This is a genomic window from Mesorhizobium sp. M0938 (assembly GCF_040319125.1).
In the GTDB taxonomy this organism is placed as follows: domain Bacteria; phylum Pseudomonadota; class Alphaproteobacteria; order Rhizobiales; family Rhizobiaceae; genus Mesorhizobium; species Mesorhizobium robiniae.
Map to the genome: position 1 here is coordinate 1 of NZ_JAMYNS010000036.1, position 20,533 is coordinate 20,533.

17 protein-coding genes and 1 pseudogene are annotated in these 20,533 nt (G+C 63.5%); 3 read left to right on the forward strand and 15 right to left on the reverse strand.

Features of this window, described 5'->3' with window-relative positions; genetic code table 11:
* Positions 1-120: 120 nt before the first annotated feature.
* The 8 genes from NKH73_RS31750 to NKH73_RS31785 form a co-directional block, all read right to left on the reverse strand.
* Positions 121-1,062 (reverse strand): sugar ABC transporter substrate-binding protein, encoded by a 942-nt coding sequence (locus tag NKH73_RS31750; protein ID WP_352939260.1) that lies wholly within the window; start codon positions 1,060-1,062, stop codon positions 121-123.
* A gap of 69 nt (positions 1,063-1,131) precedes the next feature.
* Entirely contained in the window at positions 1,132-2,046 is a 915-nt protein-coding gene (locus NKH73_RS31755; RefSeq protein ID WP_352939262.1) for a sugar phosphate isomerase/epimerase family protein, read from the reverse strand.
* A gap of 26 nt (positions 2,047-2,072) precedes the next feature.
* Positions 2,073-3,170, reverse strand: a complete 1,098-nt coding sequence (locus NKH73_RS31760) for a Gfo/Idh/MocA family protein (RefSeq protein WP_352939302.1) — start codon at positions 3,168-3,170, stop codon at positions 2,073-2,075.
* Between the two features lie 50 nt (positions 3,171-3,220).
* A complete protein-coding gene (locus tag NKH73_RS31765) occupies positions 3,221-4,312 on the reverse strand; it encodes an ABC transporter ATP-binding protein (RefSeq protein WP_352939265.1) in 1,092 nt (363 codons plus the stop codon).
* Positions 4,313-4,316: 4 nt separating this feature from the next.
* Positions 4,317-5,408 (reverse strand): ABC transporter ATP-binding protein, encoded by a 1,092-nt coding sequence (locus NKH73_RS31770; RefSeq protein ID WP_352939267.1) that lies wholly within the window; start codon positions 5,406-5,408, stop codon positions 4,317-4,319.
* Positions 5,405-6,364: a carbohydrate ABC transporter permease gene (locus NKH73_RS31775; RefSeq protein ID WP_352939270.1), complete on the reverse strand. Its 960-nt coding sequence runs from the start codon at positions 6,362-6,364 to the stop codon at positions 5,405-5,407. The genes NKH73_RS31770 and NKH73_RS31775 overlap by 4 nt, the downstream gene beginning before the upstream one ends.
* Positions 6,361-7,221, reverse strand: coding sequence for a carbohydrate ABC transporter permease (locus NKH73_RS31780; RefSeq protein WP_352939272.1), 861 nt, complete (start codon positions 7,219-7,221; stop codon positions 6,361-6,363). The genes NKH73_RS31775 and NKH73_RS31780 overlap by 4 nt, the downstream gene beginning before the upstream one ends.
* Positions 7,222-7,301: 80 nt before the next feature.
* Positions 7,302-8,915, reverse strand: coding sequence for an extracellular solute-binding protein (locus tag NKH73_RS31785; RefSeq protein WP_352939275.1), 1,614 nt, complete (start codon positions 8,913-8,915; stop codon positions 7,302-7,304).
* Between the two features lie 365 nt (positions 8,916-9,280).
* Here NKH73_RS31785 and NKH73_RS31790 point away from each other — a divergent pair, with 365 nt between their 5' ends.
* A complete protein-coding gene (locus tag NKH73_RS31790) occupies positions 9,281-10,312 on the forward strand; it encodes a LacI family DNA-binding transcriptional regulator (protein WP_352939277.1) in 1,032 nt (343 codons plus the stop codon).
* A gap of 63 nt (positions 10,313-10,375) precedes the next feature.
* On the opposite strand, the gene NKH73_RS31795 is transcribed toward NKH73_RS31790, so the two are convergent.
* The 7 genes and pseudogenes from NKH73_RS31795 to NKH73_RS31825 form a co-directional block, all read right to left on the reverse strand.
* Positions 10,376-11,410 (reverse strand): aliphatic sulfonate ABC transporter substrate-binding protein, encoded by a 1,035-nt coding sequence (locus NKH73_RS31795; RefSeq protein WP_352939279.1) that lies wholly within the window; start codon positions 11,408-11,410, stop codon positions 10,376-10,378.
* A 38-nt stretch (positions 11,411-11,448) separates the two neighbouring features.
* Positions 11,449-12,351: an ABC transporter permease gene (locus tag NKH73_RS31800; RefSeq protein ID WP_352939281.1), complete on the reverse strand. Its 903-nt coding sequence runs from the start codon at positions 12,349-12,351 to the stop codon at positions 11,449-11,451.
* Positions 12,352-12,362: 11 nt separating this feature from the next.
* On the reverse strand, positions 12,363-13,199 hold the full coding sequence (locus tag NKH73_RS31805; RefSeq protein WP_352939284.1) for an ABC transporter ATP-binding protein: 837 nt from the start codon (positions 13,197-13,199) through the stop codon (positions 12,363-12,365).
* Positions 13,200-13,216: 17 nt separating this feature from the next.
* On the reverse strand, positions 13,217-13,543 hold the full coding sequence (locus tag NKH73_RS31810) for a 4Fe-4S dicluster domain-containing protein (RefSeq protein ID WP_352939287.1): 327 nt from the start codon (positions 13,541-13,543) through the stop codon (positions 13,217-13,219).
* Positions 13,540-15,174: an FAD-binding protein gene (locus NKH73_RS31815; protein WP_352939290.1), complete on the reverse strand. Its 1,635-nt coding sequence runs from the start codon at positions 15,172-15,174 to the stop codon at positions 13,540-13,542. Before NKH73_RS31815 ends, NKH73_RS31810 begins: the two co-directional genes overlap by 4 nt.
* A gap of 49 nt (positions 15,175-15,223) precedes the next feature.
* Positions 15,224-15,810 (reverse strand): annotated as a pseudogene (locus tag NKH73_RS31820) (thioredoxin family protein).
* Positions 15,811-16,099: 289 nt separating this feature from the next.
* Positions 16,100-17,047, reverse strand: coding sequence for a heme/hemin ABC transporter substrate-binding protein (locus NKH73_RS31825; RefSeq protein WP_352939293.1), 948 nt, complete (start codon positions 17,045-17,047; stop codon positions 16,100-16,102).
* Positions 17,048-17,231: 184 nt separating this feature from the next.
* Between NKH73_RS31825 and NKH73_RS31830 the strand changes: the two genes are divergently transcribed.
* Both NKH73_RS31830 and NKH73_RS31835 read left to right on the forward strand, forming a co-directional pair.
* Positions 17,232-19,361 carry a TonB-dependent hemoglobin/transferrin/lactoferrin family receptor gene (locus tag NKH73_RS31830; RefSeq protein WP_352939296.1) on the forward strand — a complete coding sequence of 710 codons (2,130 nt, stop codon included), beginning with the start codon at positions 17,232-17,234 and terminating at the stop codon, positions 19,359-19,361.
* 2 nt (positions 19,362-19,363) lie between these two features.
* Positions 19,364-20,446 (forward strand): siderophore-interacting protein, encoded by a 1,083-nt coding sequence (locus NKH73_RS31835; RefSeq protein ID WP_352939299.1) that lies wholly within the window; start codon positions 19,364-19,366, stop codon positions 20,444-20,446.
* Positions 20,447-20,533: the final 87 nt, after the last annotated feature.

Here is a 20,533-nt window from a genome sequence, read left to right on the forward strand (position 1 = left end):
CGTATCTGCGGGTCGGGGGGTTTCCCGACAGCCATTCCCTCTGCCGCGCAATTTGCAATCACTGCTACACCAATCTCTGCGCCCGCCGCCCGCCGCCGGGGGGGCGCACGTCAAATTCCATCACTTGTTGTAGAGTTTCAGGATCGGCTCGACGCTTGTCGCGTCGTAGAGGCTGAAAGTGTGAATGTCGTAGCCGATCGGTTCGCCCGAGGCGGCGAGACCGAGCAGCGCGACCGGCATGAAGCCTTGCGCCGACGGGAACTGCCAGGCGGCCGCGTTGACGAAGCCGGCCTTGACGGCCTCGGCGGTTTCTTTGGAATTGCCCCAGCCGACGACCGGGATCTTGCCGGCCGGCACGCCGGCGCCGTCGAACACCCGCTTGATGCTGGCCGCGACGGAATCGCCGAGCGCGATGATCGCCGGCGGATTGTTGGCGACCATATAGTCGGTCATCTTGGCGATGATGCCGGCCGGATCGGTGCCGCAATCGACCACGTCATATTTGATGCCGAGCGGATCGAAGACGCTGCCGATGCCTTCAGTCTCGAGCTGCTGGTAACTTGCGCCCGGCACCTCCACCGGCAGGAACACCTTGTCGCCCTGCTTCACCATTTTGTTGTCGACCAGGTACTTGGCCCAGATGGCGCCAGCTTCCTTGAGGTCGGCACCGACATAGGCCTGCCGCCCAGTTGCCGGATCATCGGTGTTGAAGAACACGATCGGGATGCCCGCAGCCTTGGCCGCCTTGACCTCCTCGGTCCACAGGCCGGGCTGCGCCGAGGTGGTGCCGATACCGTCGGGCTTGGCGGCCAGTGCCGAGTTGAAGGCCTCCTTCTGCGCCGCCATGTCGCCACCGCTGAAGGATATCTTGCAGGTCACCTTGAGCTGGTCACAGGCCTTGGTGGCGCCGGCATTCCAGTCGAGCCAGAATGCATCCGATGGGCCGCCATGCGACAGGAGATAGAACGTCTTCTGGCCGTCCTGTGCGAATGCCGGCGAGCCCAACCCTATCCCTGCAAACAAAGTCGCGGCCGCCGCCAGTTTCAATCCGAATTTCAACATTTCGCTTCCTCCATTGTTGGTTCCTCCCGGCCGAATGCGCCGCCGCATGGCGGCGACGCAGGACCGCAGTCAGAGGCCGTTGGCGCGGAACTTGGCGTCGAGGAATTTCTTGGCCCGCGGCACGTCGTCTTCCGAAAGATGCTCGATGATGACCGGGATGTTCGGGTGCTTTTCGGCAAGCCGCTTGAGATAGAGGTCGTAGTTCAGCGAACCGAGGCCGGGCGCCGGCAGCTCGATCTCGCCGACGCCGCGGAAAGTATGGCTCTCCAGCGCATCCTCGTCGCCGATGTCGGCATGCTTCTCCGACTTGTCGCCGCCCGAGCGCTTGACGTCCTTGGCGTGCGCGATCTTGATCTTGTCGGTCAGCGTGTCGAACACCTGGTTCAGGATCTGGTCCATCCTGTCGATGTTGTGCGTCTCGAAATAATTGGTCGGATCCATCAACAGGCCGAGGCCGGGATGGTCGACCTGTGCGAACATCTTCACCGTCTCCTCGACCGAGCCGACGACATTGTTGACATAGGTTTCGAGCAGGAACACTGCGCCGTGGTCGTAGGCCGTCTGGGCGAGGTCGGCGATGACCTTGCGACATTCCTCGAAACCTTCCTCGGTCTTGTTCTTGGGATGGTGCACCCAGTCGGACTCGGTGTTGTATGTGCCGGTTTCCGAGATCACGTAGGGCGAGCCGAAATCGCGGGCACTGCGGATGATCTCCTTGAGATAGCCGACGCGTTTCTCGCGTTCGGCTTTGTCCGGATGGATGATGTTGGTGTAGCCCGACACGCAGCACACCGGCAGATTGTGGTCGCGGAAGGTGTCGCGAACAGTCCTGGCCTTATCCTTGGTGATCTGCCCGGCCGACAGGTCAACATCCCTGAAGTGCAGGTCGAGCTGCACCGTGTTGAAATCGAGCGCGCGGATCTTCTGCGCGGTTTCCTTGAGGCTGTACGGGAAATAGCCCGTGAAAATACCTGCCTGCATCATGATGTGAGGTCCTCCCTGTAAGTGATTCAGTTGATTGAGTTTGTCGAGATTTCGGAGAGCTTGACCGTGCGGCCCTCGTCGATCGAGCGATAGCCGGCTTCGATCAGCGCCATGGTCTTGACGTTGTCGGCGACGGAAAGTGCCGGTGGCTCACCCGTTTTCACCGCGTGCTGGAGCTGCTCCATCACGCCGATGAAGGCATGCGGGAACCACATCGTGTCCCAGCTTGGCGTCACCCATTCGCCGCCAGTGGTTTCGGTCGAAGCATAGGTCAGCGTCGAGCCGGAACCTGTCGGCCAGCCGATCGTGCCCTTGGCGACGCCCTTCGTGCCATCGACGCGCCAGTTGATGTGCTGGTCGTCCTTGTAGCCGTCCTGGCGCGGGCCGGACCAGACATCCTCCAGCGACACGGCGAGCACGCCGGACGGGAACCGCAGCGTCGACACGGTGATGCCGTCGGAATGGTCGAAGCGGGTGCGCGGGTCCTTGCGGGTCAGTGTGGTGATTTCGCCGGGATCGCCGAACAGGAAGCGCAGCACGTCGAGATGGTGGACGCTCATATTGGCAAGCGTCAGCCGGTCGTAATCCTCGAGGAAGCTCTGCCAGTGCGGGATCGCGTGCATGTCGATCTGCGCGAAGACGATGTCGCCGAGCGCGCCGCTGTCCATGATCTGCTTCAGCACGCGCATCGATTGGTCATAGCGCATGTTCTGGTTGACCGAGAGGATCTTGCCGGCCTTGGCCGCCTCGTCGCGCAGCTCGATCGCATCCTTGAGCGACAACGCCAGCGGCTTCTGCGCCAGGATCGCCTTGATGTGCTTCTGCTTCAGCGCATGCCGGATTAGCGCCGGCTGCTGGTCCGGCGGAAAGGCAAGGTCGATGATCTCGACATTTTCGTCCTCAATCAACTGTTCCGGCGTGTCGTGGACGGTCGGGATGCCCCAGCGCCGGGCGACCTTCTCGGCGCTGGCTTTGGTCCGCGAAGCGATCGCCACCACCGGAAAGCCCGCTTCCTTGTAAGCGGCAAGATGGCATTCGGCCATGATCATGCCGGCGCCGACGCAGCCGATTTTGTACTCCCTGGTGCGGACCTTCACGTCCGGCTCGAAGTCGTTGCCCACTATTTCATCGCTTGCCACATGTTCCTCCCGAAGCTCGTTTCTTAAAACCGCTGTCATCGTGCCAGCGCTCCGCCGCTTTGGCCGAAATAGTGCACTCTGGCCGGCTCGCAGGATATCGCCACCATCGCATCCGGCTTGATATCAGGCTGGCCGCGCAGCAGCGCCCTGAGGCGCGCCTGCCCGGCAGCGAGTGTAACGACGGTATAACCGCCAAGCGGCTCGACCTCGAACACGCGCGCCGGACGCCCCGCTCGCCCATCCGATATTCCCTCATCCGATATTTCCCCATCCAGCCATGGCCGGACCTTGATATCTTCCGGCCTGAGCCCGATCTCGACGGCATCGGCCGGAGCAGCCTTGTCCGCGATACGGATCGCGCCTTCAGCCGCCTCGACGCCGCCCTCGCCGCGCACCGACTTCAAGATATTCATCATCGGCGAGCCGAGCAGCCGCGCCACGTAGGTGCTGGCTGGGCGGTCGTAGATCTCGGCCGGCGCGCCGATCTGCCTGATCTTGCCGTTCTCCAGGATGGCGATGCGGTCGGCGACCGACATTGCCTCCTCCTGATCGTGGGTGACATAGATCAGCGTCTTGCCGAGCTCGCGCTGGATGCGCTTCAGCTCGACACGCGTCTCCTCGCGCAGCCGGGCGTCGAGTGCCGAGATCGGGTCATCCATGAGATAAGCGGCGGGATCGCGCACCAGCGCACGCGCAATCGCCACGCGCTGCCGCTCGCCACCGGAAAGCTGCGCCGGCGGCTTGTGCAGAATATGGCCGATATGCAGCTTGGCCGCGACGTCGGCAACACGCTTCTCGATCTCGGCCTCGGCGACCCGGCGTTCGACCAGGGGAAAACGGACATTGTCGCGCGCGCTCATATGCGGAAACAGCGCCAGGTTCTGGAACACCATCGCGACATTGCGCTCGGCCGGCGACACGGTGTTGACCGGCCTGCCGCCGATCAGGATCTCGCCCGAGTCAGGCGTTTCCAGTCCGAGCACCAGGCGCAGCACCGTCGACTTGCCCGACAACGGCGGGCCGAAGAAGCAGAAGAACTCATTGTCGTTGACAGTGAACGAGGCGTCGTCGACGGCGAGCGTGTTGCCGTAGCGTTTCGTCACATTGCGGAAGACGATATCGGCCATGGTCTCAACCCGCTTTCATGGCAAGGCCGGTGGTGGCGTCGAAGACGCGCACCGACTGTGCGGCCGGCGCGACGACTGCCGTTTGTCCAAGCGCCAGCCCGACGTCATTGTCGAACACTGCCTTCACCGCGCTCTCGCCCTGGCCGAGATGGACGATGGTGCGTGCGCCGATGCGCTCGACGAAGGTTACCGGCAAGGAGAGCCCCTGGCCGCCTTCAACCAGCGTCGCCTGTTCCGGTCGGAAGCCGTAAAGCACGTCGCCCTGCACGCGCCGCACGGCGGCGGCGATTTCTGCCGGCAGTGGCGGCGTGACGCCGAGCGGCCCGAGATCGACGACCAGGCCCCGGTCGCTTTCCGCTGGCCTGCCCTTGAGCAGGTTCATGCCCGGCGCACCGATGAAGCGGGCGACGAAGACATTGGCCGGATTGTTGTAGACCTCAAGCGGTGTGCCAACCTGCTGCAGCACGCCATGGTCCATCACCGCGATGCGGTCGGCCATGGTCATCGCCTCGAGCTGGTCGTGGGTGACATAGACCATGGTTTGGCGGAACTGCCGCTGCAATTGCTTCAGTTCAGTCCGCATGACCGCCCGGAAGGCGGCGTCGACGTTGGACAGCGGCTCGTCGAGCAGGAATATCGCCGGCTCCATGATCGCCGAGCGGCCGATGGCCACCCGCTGCAAGATGTTGACCGACAGCCTGTCGGCCTTGCGGTCGAGCAACGGCGTCAGCTGCAGCATCTCGGCAATGGCGCCGACGCGGCGGTCGATCTCCGATTTCGCGGCGCCCCGCATCTTCGGCCCATAGGCGAGGTTCTGGCGCACCGTCATGTGGGTGAAGATCGCATAGTTCTGGAACACGAAGCCGACGCCGCGCCGCCCCATCGGCACGCCTTCCATGTCACGTTCGCCAAACAGGATCTTGCCGCTGGTCGGCTCTTCCATGCCGGCGATCATGTTCATCGTCGTCGACTTGCCGCAGCCAGATGGCCCAAGCAGCGCCATGAACTCGCCATCGGCGATGGCGAGGTCCATCGTCTTCAGCGCGGTGAAGTCGCCGAATTTCTTGACCAGGTTCTGCAGATGAATGGCACTCATGCCGGCACCTCCCGTGCCCGGGCCATGCGCTTCATCGCAAAGACCGCGGCGATGGACAGCACGATCAATACGGCCAGCGCGATCGCCGCGACATAGCCCCAGATCAGGTCCTGGGTGGTGAGCTTGTAGATGTAGACCGAGATCGTTTCGGTGGCGACGCCGGGACCACCGCCGGTCATGATGTAGAGCGTGTCGAAGATCTTGAAGTTCTCGATCATCCGGATGGCGAGCGCGATGATGATGATCGTCTTCATCTTCGGCAGCACGATGGTGAAGAAGCGCTGCCAGGGATTGGCCCCTAACAGCGTCGCTGCCTTGATCTGGTCTTCCGGCACGCCGACCAGGCCGGCAAGCAGGATAAGGAACATCAGCGGCGTCCACTGCCAGATGTCGGCGACCATGACAGCAATGAGCGCCAGCGTCGGGTCGGAGAGCCAGGCGATGGTGACCGGCATGCCCGATATCGCCGACAGGAGGTCATTCACCGGGCCGCCCGACTGGAACAGCATGAAGAACATGTAGCCAGCCACCGCCGGTACCACCATCATCGGCATCAGCAGGATCGAGTAGAAGATGCGTTTGCCGGGAAACTCGTCGGCAAACAGCGTCGCCAGCGCCAGCCCGAGCAGGAACTCGACGGGCACGCAGACGATCATGACGATGGCCGTGCGCTTCAGCGCGCTCCAGAAGCGCGCGTCGACGGCAAGGTCGGTGTAGTTGGCGAAATTGTTCCACATCGACCAGGCATTCCACCAACCGGTGCCCGAAAGCGGCGACCAGTCGGTCAGGCTGATGTAGAGCTGCATGAGCAGCGGGAAGACGGCGATAAACAGCACCAGGATCTGCGCCGGCAGCGTCAGCCGGAAGCCAAGCTTTGCCCCTTCGTCCCGCAAGGTCGGCTTTGCCTGGACGGCCTCCATCACGTCCTCCGAAATCGTCGCAGCCACCGTGCTCATTGCTTGAGCGCCCCGAAGGTCAGCCCGCGCACCAGATGGCGCTGGATGGCGATGCCCATGATCACAGGCGGCACCGCCGCGATCAGGCCGAGCGCCGCCTTGGCGCCGTAGAGCTGTCCGGTCATCGAGGAGGACAAGGACGCCATATAGACCGGGATCGTCACCCATTCGCGCGTCGTCAAAAGCAGCGCGATCAGATAGTCCGACCAGTTGAGGATGAAGACGAAGAGCGCGGCGCTGGCCAGCGGCGCACGCATCATCGGCAGCGTGATGCGGGTGAAGACGCGCAGCCGCGAACAGCCCTCGACCAATGCCGCTTCCTCGATCTCGCGCGGCATGTCGTCGAAGAATGTCTTCATCAGCCAGAAGGCGAAAGGCAGTGTGACGATGCCATAGATCAGCGACAGTCCCCACCAGCTGTCGGTGAAATTGAGGAAGGCCCACATGATCATGACAGGGGTCATGACCGCCATCGGCGGAAACAGGCGAAGCTGGATTAGCGCCAGCGGCAGGTTCTGGCCCGAGCCGAAGCGCGACAGCCCGTAGGCGGCTGCCGTGCCGGCCGACATGGCGATTGCCGTGCCGAACGTGGCCGACAGCAGCGACGACAGGATCGGTTTCAGCGCGGTGCGGTCGAGCGCGACGATCAGATTGTTGGTCGATTCACCGAAGACGAAGCGGAAATTGCTGAGCGTCGGGTTCTTCGGCCACCAGGTCAGGTCGGCGCCGGTCGCCGACCATTCGGCGATCGGCTTGAAGGCCATCGACACCATCCACAGGATCGGCACCAGCGTCACCGCCATGGCCGCGAGGATGGCGGTATAGCGAAATATCTCGAAGGGAACGGAACGCTTCATCTTGCAGCTTTGCTGGAGTCATCGTTTGCGGAGGGGAAGAGCAATCACTCCTCCCCTCCCATTCGATCCTGGGAGGAGGATCAGCTGATCGGATCGAGAACGGTGGGCCATGCCTCCTTGTTGGTCTTGATGGCTTCGAGAAGCTTTTCCTCGCCGGTGCGCCGCGCGATCTTCTTCCACTCGGCTTCGGTGTCGGCCATCGCCTGCTCGGCGGTCTTGGCCTTGGTCAGCGCTGCGACGAGGTTCTCGTCCAGCGCATTGTGGAACGCGGTGGCGCCGGGATAGTTGATGCTCGGCACGGTGCGGGCGACCGTCTCGCGCACCACATCCATGTGGTAGGCGTGATAGGTCTGGCGAACCAGCGGATCAGAGAAATCCGACAGCCGGAACGGGTCGAAATAGCCGCCCGGATTGGCCGTCATCCAGGCATAGATGCGGCTCGATCCCAGCCATTGCAGGAAGAGGTAGCAGGCCTCCGGATGCTTGGCCTGCGAGGACACCGACGCCGAAAGATTGAGCCACAGCACCGAGCGGCTGATGAGCTTGCCGTCGATCTCGCGGCCCGGCGGCAGCATCGAGCCGATCTTGCCGGTGACAGCTGAATCCTTGTTGCCGGCATTGTCGAGGAATTTCGGCAGGTTGGAGAAGGCGCAGGTCATGGCGGCGCCGCCCTTGGCGAAATTGCCATACTGCTCCGGCCAGCCCCATGAGATCGCATCCGGCGAATGATGGACCAGCGATGCGATGTACTCGTTGGTCGCAGCAATGCCTTGCTCGGAATTGATCAGTGGCTTGCCGGTATCGTCGAACAGGAACTGATTGGGCGAAGCCATTGAGACATAACGCTGATACCAGTTGGTGTAGCCCCAGCCCTGGTTGCGCAGATCGGTCGAGCCGAACAGGCCCTTGTCCGGGCGCTGGAAGAAGGCGGCGATCTCGTCATGCTGCTTCCAGGTCTTCGGCGGCGCCAGTTCGTAGCCATGCTTGTCCGAGAAGGCCTTCTTCTCTGCCGCGTCGCCGAACAGATCGGTGCGGTAGACCCAGGTCTGGAAATCGCCGTCCAGCGACACGCCATAGGTCGAGCCGCGATACTGGTTGAGCAGCGACACGCCCTTGGCGCCGTTGACATAGCCGCGCTCAGGATCGTCCCATTCGGGCTTATGCTGGGCGACGAAGTCGTCGAGCTTCAGGATGCCGCCGGTCTCAGCGAGATCACCGAGGCGGTTCCACTCGACGGCATAGATGTCGTAGGCCCCACCCTTGGTGGAGATGTCCTGCATCGTCTTGGTGAATTCCTGGCCGTTCGGCACACCGACGATTTCGAGCGGGATGCCGGTTTCCTTTTCCCACAGATCCTTGATCGACGGCGCGCCGGCCGGAAACGGCTGCGTCAGCTGGCCGATCGAGCCGTCGGACAGGCCGAGCACGATCTTGGCCGGCGCCTTGCCGGCGCCCTTCATCGCCTTGGCCGCCTCAATGGCGCGGCCTTCCGGCGTGTCGGGACCATATTGATAGCGCTCCGAGCCATCGAAACCCGTCGGTCCGCCGATCATGCCCGGCCCTAGCGCATCGGCCGCATAGGCGCCGCCTGGACGGATAAATTGCGGAGCAATACCTGCCGCGGCCACGAGCACGGCCGCCTTTCCACCGGACGCCAGCAAACGGCGCCGCGACATGCGGATCAAATTTGACATTGGAAGTCCTCCCTCAGGGCCCTGTTCCTCCACGACCCTTATGATGGATATTGACGGCAGTATGTGAAGACTGTCAACATCATAAATACTCAAAACACATCACAAGATCGCAAATGAGGGAGAAAAATGCAGTTCACCGAGGTCATCTCATCGTCCCCGCTGCTTGAATTTGAGGGAAACACGCACCGCGCCGGCCCCTCCCAGCCCGGCTCGACGATTTGGTGTAGCGCGCCGGCTTGCGCATCGGCTAAGGCCGGATACATCATTTCCCATCAGAATCGCGGATGGTGATGAAACCGTCTTCCGATCCGTGGCATGCGCGATTTTGATGCGCCCGTAGCGCACTAGCAATGAGGTGATCGACTGTGCGGTCCACCCTGACAGACATAGCCCGCGAAGCTGGCGTTTCCGCCGCCACCGTCGACCGTGTGCTGAACAACCGCCCCGGCGTTCGGGCGCGCACGCGGGAAATCGTGATGGAGATGGCGCAGCGGCTTGGGTATATCGCCGAGAATTCGAACAGCCCGACCCAGCGCCCCACCTTGCCCGGCGCTGTCATACGGCTCGACTTTGCCCTGCCCGCCGGTACCAATTCCTTCATCAAGATGCTGCACCGGCATATCGAGGCGCAGGCGCAGGCGCGACCCGACCTCGATGTGCGCGTCGCCACGATCGAAGGCTTCAATCCGGACCGGCTCTCCCGGCTGCTGCATGATCTGCACGGCCAGACGCAAGGCGTCGGCGTCATCGCGCTCGACCATCCGACGGTCCGCGAGGCGATCCGCTCACTGTCGGCCAGCGGCGTCAAGGTCGTCACCATCGCGTCCGACATCCTGCATGTGCCGAGGGTTGCTTATATCGGCATCGACAACCGCGCCGCCGGCCGGTTGGCCGGCTATCTGCTTAATCGCTTCATGGGCACCGACCGTCCGGGCAAGGTCGCGCTGTTCGCCGGCTCGCTGTCCTATCGCGGCCATGAGGAGCGCGAGATGGGCTTTCGCCACATACTGACGGAGGAATCGCCCAATCTGCAGATCGTCGAAATGCGCGAAATGCTCGACGACCGTGAGAAGGCTTATTCCGAGGCCTCCGCGCTGCTGGAGCGGCATCCCGACCTTGCCGCGATCTACAATGTCGGCGCCGGCAACACCGGCATCGCCAGGGCGCTGAAGGAGCGCGGCCGCCAGCACTCGATCGTCTTTCTCGGTCATGAGGTGACGGAAGGCACCAAGGAGCTTCTGCTCGACGGCACGCTCGACGCGGTCATCGATCAGAACCCCCGCGTCGAGGCGCGCGAGGCGCTCAACACCCTGACCCATGCAGTCAGGAGCTTGCCTTACGAGCTGCACCAGCCGAGGCTGCAGGTGATCTTCAGGGAAAGCATCCCGGAGATCTGAATGGAAACTCTGGGATGAGAGAAGCAGCGCCTGTCGGCGCAAGCCCGGAACGCTGCGGCTCTCCTACTGGACGGCGGCGACTTCGGTATAGGCGCCGTCGACAAAGCTCTTGTCGACCCATTTGTCATAGTCAATCGAGCCCTTCAGCAACCCGGCGCCGGCCATGAACTTTTCCTCGCCTTTGAGTGCGGCGATCGCATCATCGGTAAGTTTGGGATCCTGGTAGAACAGGCCCTGGCTGTAAGTCTTGCGGACGGATTTCTCCGACGACTTGGTCGCCTCGACAAAGGTCTTGATCGTCTCGTCGGAATGGGCGTCGGCCCAGCGCGCAATCTCGATATCGACCTTCAGCAGCCGCCTGACCAGGTCAGGATATTTCGCCGCGAAAGCGCCATTGACCGAGATGACATTCGGCACGTTCCATTCCGGATGGATGCTGGTGTCGTAGAGCACACGGGCCTCGCCGGTGTCGACCAGCTTGGCCGCCGTCGAGTCGGTCTCGACGATCGCATCGATGTCGCCGCGCAGCAGTGCCGGCCCTGACGCCTCGAAAGGAAGGTTCAGCCCTTCGACATCGCTGGTCGTCAGGCCGACGCTGTTCAGCGCCTTGCTGAAATTCGAATGCCGCACAGTGCCGGTGAGATAGGCGACCTTCTTGCCCCTCAGATCCTGCAGCGTCTTCAGCGGCGAGTCGGCCTTGACGATGATGGAGGAGCCGCCTGCCTTCACATAGCTCGACACGCCGATCAGCTTGACGTCGGCGCCGGAGGCGGCGACGCGCAGCGCTGGATTGTTTCCGGTATAGGTGACCTCGATCGCCCCGGTCGCCAGCGCTGTCGTCGCCTCTGAACCGCCATTGAAGGTCACCAATTCGACCTTGATGCCGTCCTTGGCGAATTCCTTCTGCCACCAGCCATCCTGCTGGGCGAGGATAAATTTGAGGTGGCCCGGCGCGGTGCTGCCGATGCGGATGACCTCGGGCTTGTCCTGCGCGAAGCCAGGCGCGACAAAGATAGAGGCGCCGACGAGGCCGACGGCCGCGGCTATGGCACGCTGCAAGAGCAACCGGCGTAATGCACTGAAAGATATCCTGGACATCTGAAATTCCTTCCTGATTGGCACGAATTGGTTGTTGTTTAAATCAGCGAGGCTTCCGACTGGCCTTTCCAGGCGGTTGCCCAGCGTTCGAACCAGACGAGCAGGTAGTTGACGATAAGGCCGATGACGGTGAGCGTTAGGATGCCGGCATACATGTCGGCCGTTTCCATCATCAGTTGCGAGTTCTGGATGAGGAAGCCGAGGCCGGATTTGGCGGCCAGCATTTCGGCGCCGATCACCGCGAACAACGAGGATTTTACGCCGAGCCGCGCACCAGCGACGATCGAGGGAATGCTGGCCGGCAGGATGATCTTCCGGAACAGGTCGAAGTCGGACGTGCCCATCGAGCGTGCCGCCTTGATCAGCAGCGGATCGACCGACTTGACGCCGCTGATCGTGTTGACCAGCAGGAAAAATACCGAGGAGTAGAAGGTGATGGCCACCTTCGATTCCTCGCCGATGCCGAGCAGAAGGATGAATACCGGCAGCAGCGCGAACTGCGAGGTGTTGCGCAGCGTCTGCACCAAAAGATCGGAGACCTTTTCGAACAGCGAATAGCGCCCCATCAAAAGCCCGAGCGGGATGGCCACTATCACGCCGAGTGCGAAACCGATTGCCGCGCGCTGCAGGCTGATGCCGATATGCTCGACCAGCACGCCGGAGGCGAGCAGATCCCACCACGCGACCAGCACCTCACTCAGCGGCGGGAAGAAGATGCGGTTCAGCCAGCCGAGTCGCGGCGCAATCTCCCAGGTGAGGAAGAACAGGCCAAGCAGCGGCAGGCCGTAGATGAACGTGCCGAGGCCGGCTCCTCTCCTGCGCCTGGGGGTAGTGCTGCGGGCCTTGATTGCCGGGACCCTGGCGGCGGTCATCGCTTCACCGGCTCCAGCAAACGAATGAAAGCCGCCGGCGGGGCCAAACTTTTCGGTCAGATAGGCCATGCCAAAACTCCTCAGTGGTTGAACGCCGGCGACAGCGTCCAATCCTTCTGTGCCTTGTTGACTTCGTCGCGCAGCACGTCCCACACGCGGGCGCGGTGATTGTTGAAGGCAGCACTTGCCCGAATGTCGCCGTCGCGCGGCCGCGGCAGGTCGATGTCGATGATCTCCTTCACCGTGCCCGGACGCGCGGTCATCACCACCACCCGATCGGCGAGGAAGATCGCCTCGTCGATCGAATGGGTAACGAAGATCACCGTCGTCTTGATCTTGCCCCAGATCCTGAGCAGCTCGCCTTGCAGGATCTCGCGGGTCTGCTGGTCGAGCGCGGCGAACGGCTCGTCCATCAACAGCACTTCCGGGTTGCTGGCGAGCGCGCGTGCGATCGCCACGCGCTGCTGCATGCCGCCGGAAAGCTGGTTGGGGAAGCGGTCCTCGAAACCGGCAAGGCCGAACAGCGACAGAAGATGGCGGGCCGTGGCAGTGCGCTCCGATTTCGGAACGCCGCGCACCTCCAATGCATATTCGACGTTGGCCAGCGCCGTGCGCCAGGGAAACAGCGCATATTGCTGGAAGACATAGCCCGTCTTGGGATCGGGCCTGGTAATCCGCCTGCCGTCGAGCTGGACGCCGCCACTGGTCGCCTGCGTCAGCCCGCCGATGATATCGAGCAGCACCGACTTGCCCGACCCGCTCGGCCCGACCAGCGTGATGAACTCGCCCTTGCGGATGGCGAGATCGACGCCGTCGAGCACGGTGACGCGGTCGGTCGCCTCGCCGTCGACGGTGACGAATTGTCCCGGCTTGAGTTGGAAGGTTTTTTTGATGTCGCTGACGACGATACGGTCCATGCCTGCCTCCGGTCGCTCTATTGCGCCACGCGGATGCGGTGCGTCAGGTCGAATTGCGAGCCGCCCGCCTTTCCGCGCTTCCAGCCGAGCGCGCTTGCATAGCCGCCAAACAAATGACGTGCCTCGACCTCCGCCTCGCTGATGCCGGTCGGCCCTTCGGCGACCTCGGCCACGTAAAGCGCGTCGGTCGGGCAATAGATCTCGCAGAGAAAACAGGTCTGGCAGTCTTCCTGACGCGCGATTATTGGCGCGCCATCCTTGGTCGCGTCGAAGACGTTGGCCGGGCACACCTTGACGCAGATGTCGCATTCGACGCAGCGCGTGGCCGAGACGATCTCGATCATGACGCCAGCTCCGCCAGCCGATCGGGCGCCCCGGCGATGCGGAAATCATCGACACCGGTGATGACCAGCCGGTGTGCGAAGGCTGGGTTCTTGCCCGGAAGATCGGTACGGCGATGCATGCCGCGGCTCTCGCTGCGATGAAGCGCAGCCGCCACCGACCAGCGCCCGGCAGCAGCGATCGACGCCGCCTCGCGCGTACGGATCCGCTCCAGCCCCTCGCCTTGCAGGTGGTCGCGCACATCGCACCAGACGCTCTCCAGCCGCTGACCGCTTTTTTCCAGGCCAGCGCCGGTGCGGAAGAAGTTCTTATCGAGCGGTGTGACCTCATTGCGCACGGCTTCTATCACCTCGCCTGCCGAAACATCGGCACGCGGCGAAGCCGCCGGCCGCAGACCGGCTTGACCGAGCGGCTGCACCTCGCTGCGGAACGCCTTGCCGCCGCGGCGCTTGGCATGGGTCGAGGCGCCCTTGCCGGCCCACCAGCCGCTGGCCAGCGCCCAGGACGAATTGACAGCGCCGCCGCCCGAAATCGCGCCGGTCATGATCTCGCGGCTGGCGGCGTCGCCGGCAACGTAGAGGCCAGGTACGCCAGTAGCGCAATCGTCGGAGACAATGTCGACGCCGCCAGTGCCGCGCACCGTGCCTTCGGCGCGCAGCGTGACGCGGAACAGATCGCTGAAGGGATCGATGCCGGCGCGGTCATAAGGCACGAAGCAGTTCGGCTGGCCTTGGCGCAGCCAGCCTTGCAGCGTCGGCTCGGCCTGGTCGAGCCGCGCATAGACCGGCCCGTCGATCAGCGCACGCGCCACTTCCCCCTCACGGTCGCCGATGCCGTTGCGCAGCGGCTCGCCGGTCGGGCCGAGGATCGCCGATCCGTTCTCGCGATGGAACGAAGCCCAGCGGAACGGCAGGCCCTTGTTCAGCGAGGAGCCATGCGGTGCCAGCGTGTACTTGCCGGTGAACTCCATGCCCGACAGGCTGGCGCCGGCTTCCGCCGCCATCAGGTAGCCATCGCCGGTCAGCCCGGTCGAACCGAGGATGCGTTCGCGGAAGGCGCAGCCGCCGGTCGCCAGCACGACCGCCTTGGCGTCGACACGCCAGTCGCGCTCGATCTGGCGGCCGACGCCGGCAGCACCCACGACCGCGTCGCCGTCCGACAGAAGTTCGAGCGCCGGATGATGATCGAGCACGGTGACGCCGGCCAGCAGCACCCGGCGGCGCATGAAGCGCATATAGTCCGGCCCACGCAGATTGGCGATGTGGAGCCGGCCGTCATCCTCGCTCGGAAACGGATAGCCCCATTCGGAGAGTTTCAGGAGGTTGCGGTACGCCGTGTCGACGCAGCGCAGCATCCAGCGCTGGTCGGCGAGTTCGCCGGTGCGCTGCCAGCGCCGCTCGACCACCGCATGCCTGTTGTCGCCCGGCGGCACGCACCAGGTGCCGGTGTTCGACGGCGCGGTGGCGCCGCTGGTGCCGAGATAGCCCTTGTCGGCCAGCACCACGGTCGCACCGTTCTCAGCCGCGGCGACCGCCGCCCAGGCGGCCGACGGACCGCCGCCCAGCACCAGCACATCGGCGGTCAGGTGCAACCCTTCAGGCGCGGATCGGACGGCTGTGGCAGTCTTCGGCATGATCACTCGCGGAAGGGATTAGCGGTCAGCTAAGGGCGGCAGGTTCGGTTCAGGCCGCCCTGGAGAACCACACCGGCTCGTTGCGGCGCTCCATTTGATGTTGCAGCCGATCGAGGGCACCTGCTCAGCGGCCGGCGTTTCGCCCTTCAGCACCGTGTCGACCGCGGCGCGCAGATCGGCACCCGTCACCGGCCTGCCGTTGCCCGGCCGCGCTTCGTCGAACTGGCCGTGATAGGCGAGCCGCCGATCGGCGCCGAACAGGAAGAAATCTGGCGTGCAAGCCGCGCCATAGGCTTTCGCCGTCTGCTGTGAAGCGTCCTTGAGATAGGGGAAGGTGTAGCCGAACTTTTTCGCCTCTTCGCCGATCCTGGCCAGCGTTTCCTCGGGATGCGCCTCATGGTCGTTGGCATTGATCGCCACCACTTGCAGGCCCTTGCCGGCATAGTCGCTGGCGAACGCCGCGAGAGCCTCGCGGATCAGCACGACGAACGGGCAGCGATTGGAGATGAAGGCAACGAGCAGCGCCGGCTTGGCGTCGAAATCGGCCAGCCTGTGAAGCACGCCTTTTGCGTCCGGCAGCAGGAAATTGGCAGCCTTCGTACCAAGGTCGATAGGATTCGATTCTGTCTTCGGCATCGACGCGCTCCCTTTGTGTCTCGCAGTCCAGGCCGCGAACGCCCATGCCGTTCGCAGTTAATCTATGAATTTAGTAGAATTATAGGCTGGAGATGCCGTTCGCGGTCAAGCTGGCGGGATGGAATATCATCCCAATGTTTGGCCCGGACCTGCAACTTTGTTCGGCCGGCAAGCGTCCTGGAGAAAACGGCACTTCGGACCAGCGTCCGACCACGACGGCCGGCGCCTCGACATTTCGCGTTAAATGGCCGTCTCGCATAGAGGCAAAGCGGGCCTACCGATATTGGCCTTAGTCTGCGTCCGCGACCTCTGGATACAGCGCCTGCGCCAGGTCGCGGATCGCATCGGCTGTGCGCGGGCCAAAGCCGATCATATAGGCGCCGTCCAGCACGATCAGCGACTTGTTCTCCGCCGCCGGCGTGGCGCTCAGCGCGCGTGTGCCGAACACCTGCGCGGCGGTCGGCCCGCCCTTGCCGTCGCTCATCATCAAGATGACATCGGGCGCCATTTCGATGAGCTTCTCCTCCGATGCCGGCTTGTAACCTTTCACGACAGCCATCGGATTGATGCCACCGGCATAACGGATGATCGCATCGGCCGCCGTGCCAGAGCCGGCCGCGCTCAGCCGCACGAGGCCGTGGAAGAACACCACCTTCTTGCGGCGCTCCAGCGCAATTTTCGACGCGAGATCGGTGGCCGCTTGAAAGGCGGCAAGCACCTCGGCGGAGACCACCCTGCCCTTGTCCTCGCGCCCAAGCGACGCGGCGATCAGCGTGATCTTGCGCTCGATGCCTTGCGGACTGTTGTCTTCCGGCACGAAGACGACCGGGATCGCGAGCGACCTCAGCACCTCGACGGCCTCCGGCGGCCCGCTGTCTTGCGCCGCCAGGATCAGATCCGGGCGAAGCGCGACCAGGCCTTCGACGGACAACTGGCGCCGATAGCCGACATTGGGCTTTTGCGCGACGGAAGCGGGATATTTGCTGCCGCGATCGACGGCGATGATTCGTTCGCCGGCGCCCAGCGCATGCACGATCTCGGTGACATCGGAGCCAAGCGTCAGGATTCTCATCGCTGCTCCCGGCGCGACGGTGCGCCCCAGCGCGTCGACGACCTCCTCGGCAGCCGTCGCCTTGAAGCCGCAGGACGGCGCCAGGACGGACAACGCCAGAAAGAGCGCCATCACGATCCTGCCCGGTTGAAACCAGTGCATCCACCTACCCGCATTGCCGACCATGCCGTTCACTCCGGTTCACGATTTCTTCGCCAATGGTGTGGCCTATAAATTTAAAGTTGACTTATGTCATCATGTTTTAATATGTGAACCATGCCCTGACCGATCGGTCGAGGGATTTCCATCATGCCAGCCAAGGCCGTTCAGCCATCGCCAGCAATTTTCCTTTGCTTGGGGCTGGGATCACATGAAACAGACGAACAACACGACCTTGATGGCGAGCACCGCACTCGCCTTCGCGCTCGGCTTATGCGCCGCGCCGCAGGCCAATGCGCAGGAACAGGAAAAGAAGGCCGCAGCCAAAACCGACCGGCTTGCGCCGGCCAACGCCGCTCAGGACCAGCCGGCGACCATGCTCGATGTCATCACCATCTCGGCAACGATGATCAAGACAGCAGTCATCGAATCGATGGCAGCCATCAGTGCCGTCGATCAGGAAGAGCTCGAGCGCATCCAGCCTGACACCGCCGCCGACATCTTTCGCACCACGCCCGGCGTTGCCGCCTCGATGAACGGCGACGATCCGGCGACCGCCATAAACATTCGCGGACTGCAGCAGTATGGCCGCGTGGTGGTGACACTCGACGGCGCCCGCCAGGATTACTGGCGCGTCGGCCACGGCTCAGGCTCGTTCTATGTCGAACCGGAACTGATCAAGGAAGCCACCGTCATTCGCGGCCCGGTCTCGAACGCCTATGGCTCGGGCGGCATCGGCGGCGTCGTCTCCTTCGAAACCAAGGATGCCGGCGACTTCCTCAAGCAGGAGGAACGCTGGGCGCTGAGCGAGAAGCTCGGCTATGAGGATAATGGCGACGGCTTCACCACCAGCACCACCGGCGCGTACCGCTTCAGCGACGACGCCGATATCATCGGCAATCTCATCTATCGCGACCGCGACAGCTACACCGACGGCAATGGCGACACGGTGCCATGGACCGGCGAGAGCATCACCAGCGGCTATATGAAGGCGACGCTGCGTCCCGCCGACGGCCACGAGCTCAAGCTCGGCGCGATCCTGCAGCGCTACAGCGACCAGATCACCGGATCGAGCGGTTCGACCTCGCCGACGCTCAGCCGTTACGACACCGACACGACCAACCAGACCTACACGGCCGCCTACACCTGGAAACCTGACGACAACGAGCTGATCGACTTCAGCGCCAATGCCTACCACAACCGCACGCGCGCCGAGCAGACACAGGTCTGGCCGACTTCCGCGATCGGCAACTTCCGCTACTATGACGTCGCCACAACGGGCTTCAACGTGAAGAACTCCTCGCGTTTCGACGCCTGGGAGATGGCACACACGCTCACCTACGGGCTCGACTACTACTATCTGGAAGCATCATCGGAAGCCGCACATTTCGGCGCCGGCGAACAGCAAGGCTATGGCGGCTTCCTGCAATGGCAGGGCGACTATGAGAACTGGCTGCAGCTCATCGCCGCCGTGCGCTATGATGGCTACCAGCTCGACGGTGAGACAAAGACCGTGCCGCCGGAGGAAGCCTCGATGTCGGGCGACCGCTGGTCGCCGCGCCTCACCGTAGGCGTGACACCGCTCGAAGGCTTGCAACTCTACGGCACTTATTCCGAAGGCTACCGGGCACCGGGCTTGCAGGACGTCTATCGCGGCGGCGGCGCGCATGGCGGAGGCGACAGCTACGAGCCCAATTTGCTTCTCCAGCCCGAAACGGCGAAGAGCTGGGAAGCCGGCGTCAATCTGAAATACGATGATGTGCTGACCGCCGGCGACCTGTTTCGTGCCAAGGTCAATGTCTTCCACACCGATATCGAGGACTATATCGATGTCGACCTGACCGTCCTGCCGCGCACGGCGATCAATATCGGCGACGCGCGGCTGAAGGGCATCGAGGCCGAGGCCGTCTACGACTATGGCTGGGGCTTCGTGAACCTCGCCGGCGCCCTGATCGACGCCAAGGTCGTCAGCGGCGTTTACTCCGGCCAAGCGCTGAGCAACACGCCGCTCGACCGCTTCTCGGCAACACTCGGCTTCAGGATGCTCGAAGACCAGCTCACCGTCGGCGCGCAATATCTCAGCGTCGGCAAGATCACGCGCACCAACCGCACCCAGCCGAACGACCCGAACGAGCCGACAGTCGTCGATGACGGCTTCGACCTCGTCAATGTCTTCGCCAACTGGCGCATCAACGATCACGCCAGGCTCGATTTCGCCGTCGATAACGTCTTTGACACCGCTTACACCGACCCGCAAAGCGCCTGGTCGACATCGGCGGCAACGGAACAGGGCAAGGGCCGCACCTTCAAGGTGGCGCTGACCGGCAGGATCGGAGGTTGAGCGTGAGCGAAGCATCGGCAAGCGGACTGGCCTGCGAAGCGCGTCTGAACCTGCGCAACTTGCCGCTTTACATCGGCCGCATCAGCGACAGGCTGCAGAGCTTCGATGCCGCTGCCTCGCAAGAGGGGCAGCGGCTCGACTTCCGCTTCGCCTTCGGCGGCGCTTTCTTCGACATGGAGCGGCTGGTGATGCGGGCCAATGCTGCCGACCGCGACGGCCTGGCCCGCATCAAGGATCTTTTGGCCACCGCGGTCGAGGTCTATGCCAAGGATGAGAATCCCGAGATCGTCTGGACCGGCGATCTCGCCGGAGAAACCCGCCTCGCCCAGTTCCGCGAGATGACCGTCACCCAAGTTGGCGATCTCACACCGCATATGCGGCGCATCCGCTTTACCGGCGACGATCTGAGGCGTTTTGCGAAGTTCGGTGGCATGCACATCCGCATGCTGTTTCCGACCAGGGAGGTGCCCGATCCGCTCTGGCCCATGCTCGGCAGCAATGGTCTGCCGGTCTGGCCTTCGGACGACAGGCGCCCGGTGGCGCGCGTCTACACGATCCGCGCGCTCGACGTGGCCAACGGCGTCATCGATGTCGACTTCCTCGTCCATCCCGGCGAAAGCGTCGGCGCCGCCTGGGCCCTGCAAGCGGCACCCGGCATGAAGGTCGGCATCATGGGTCCGGTCGGCCGCCCGGTGCGGCAGGCGTCGTGGTATGTCATGGGTGCAGACGAAACCGGCCTGCCGGCGCTGGCGCGGCTGTTGGAGACGCTGCCGGCCGAGACCAAAGGCGTGGCCTACATCGAGATCGCCAACGATACCGAACGGCAGGTGATCGACAACGTCACCGGCATAGAGCTTCACTGGGTGCCGAGAAATGGTGTGCCAGCCGGGCTTGATGATCGGCTGGCGCGCGCCGTCCTGTCAGCGTCATGGCCAAACGGCTCGGCTTTCGGCTGGTTCGCGGCGGAAGCAGCGGCGGCCAGGACCGTGCGCGAACACTGGCGCGGCACACTGGCGCTTGGCCGCGACCAGACGCTGGCCGCAGCCTATTGGCGACGAGGCGCGGCAGGGCTGATGGCCGGCTAGAGTTCATGTTTTTACGGAAGCATATCCAGCGTTGTTGAAGTAGTTTGCGCATTCGTCAGGCTTGATGGTGCCGACGAGGGTGCCGAG

What these genes read in the sequence shown, in the direction of transcription:
- NKH73_RS31805 (WP_352939284.1), bottom strand. Translation starts at nt 13,199, where the DNA reads ATGGACCGTATCGTCGTCAGCGACATCAAAAAAACCTTCCAACTCAAG.
- NKH73_RS31770 (WP_352939267.1), bottom strand. Translation starts at nt 5,408, where the DNA reads ATGAGTGCCATTCATCTGCAGAACCTGGTCAAGAAATTCGGCGACTTC.
- NKH73_RS31800 (WP_352939281.1), bottom strand. Translation starts at nt 12,351, where the DNA reads ATGGCCTATCTGACCGAAAAGTTTGGCCCCGCCGGCGGCTTTCATTCG.
- NKH73_RS31825 (WP_352939293.1), bottom strand. Translation starts at nt 17,047, where the DNA reads ATGGTCGGCAATGCGGGTAGGTGGATGCACTGGTTTCAACCGGGCAGG.
- NKH73_RS31775 (WP_352939270.1), bottom strand. Translation starts at nt 6,364, where the DNA reads ATGAGCACGGTGGCTGCGACGATTTCGGAGGACGTGATGGAGGCCGTC.
- NKH73_RS31785 (WP_352939275.1), bottom strand. Translation starts at nt 8,915, where the DNA reads ATGTCAAATTTGATCCGCATGTCGCGGCGCCGTTTGCTGGCGTCCGGT.
- NKH73_RS31830 (WP_352939296.1), top strand. Translation starts at nt 17,232, where the DNA reads ATGAAACAGACGAACAACACGACCTTGATGGCGAGCACCGCACTCGCC.
- NKH73_RS31755 (WP_352939262.1), bottom strand. Translation starts at nt 2,046, where the DNA reads ATGATGCAGGCAGGTATTTTCACGGGCTATTTCCCGTACAGCCTCAAG.
- NKH73_RS31810 (WP_352939287.1), bottom strand. Translation starts at nt 13,543, where the DNA reads ATGATCGAGATCGTCTCGGCCACGCGCTGCGTCGAATGCGACATCTGC.
- NKH73_RS31815 (WP_352939290.1), bottom strand. Translation starts at nt 15,174, where the DNA reads ATGCCGAAGACTGCCACAGCCGTCCGATCCGCGCCTGAAGGGTTGCAC.
- NKH73_RS31795 (WP_352939279.1), bottom strand. Translation starts at nt 11,410, where the DNA reads ATGTCCAGGATATCTTTCAGTGCATTACGCCGGTTGCTCTTGCAGCGT.
- NKH73_RS31780 (WP_352939272.1), bottom strand. Translation starts at nt 7,221, where the DNA reads ATGAAGCGTTCCGTTCCCTTCGAGATATTTCGCTATACCGCCATCCTC.
- NKH73_RS31750 (WP_352939260.1), bottom strand. Translation starts at nt 1,062, where the DNA reads ATGTTGAAATTCGGATTGAAACTGGCGGCGGCCGCGACTTTGTTTGCA.
- NKH73_RS31765 (WP_352939265.1), bottom strand. Translation starts at nt 4,312, where the DNA reads ATGGCCGATATCGTCTTCCGCAATGTGACGAAACGCTACGGCAACACG.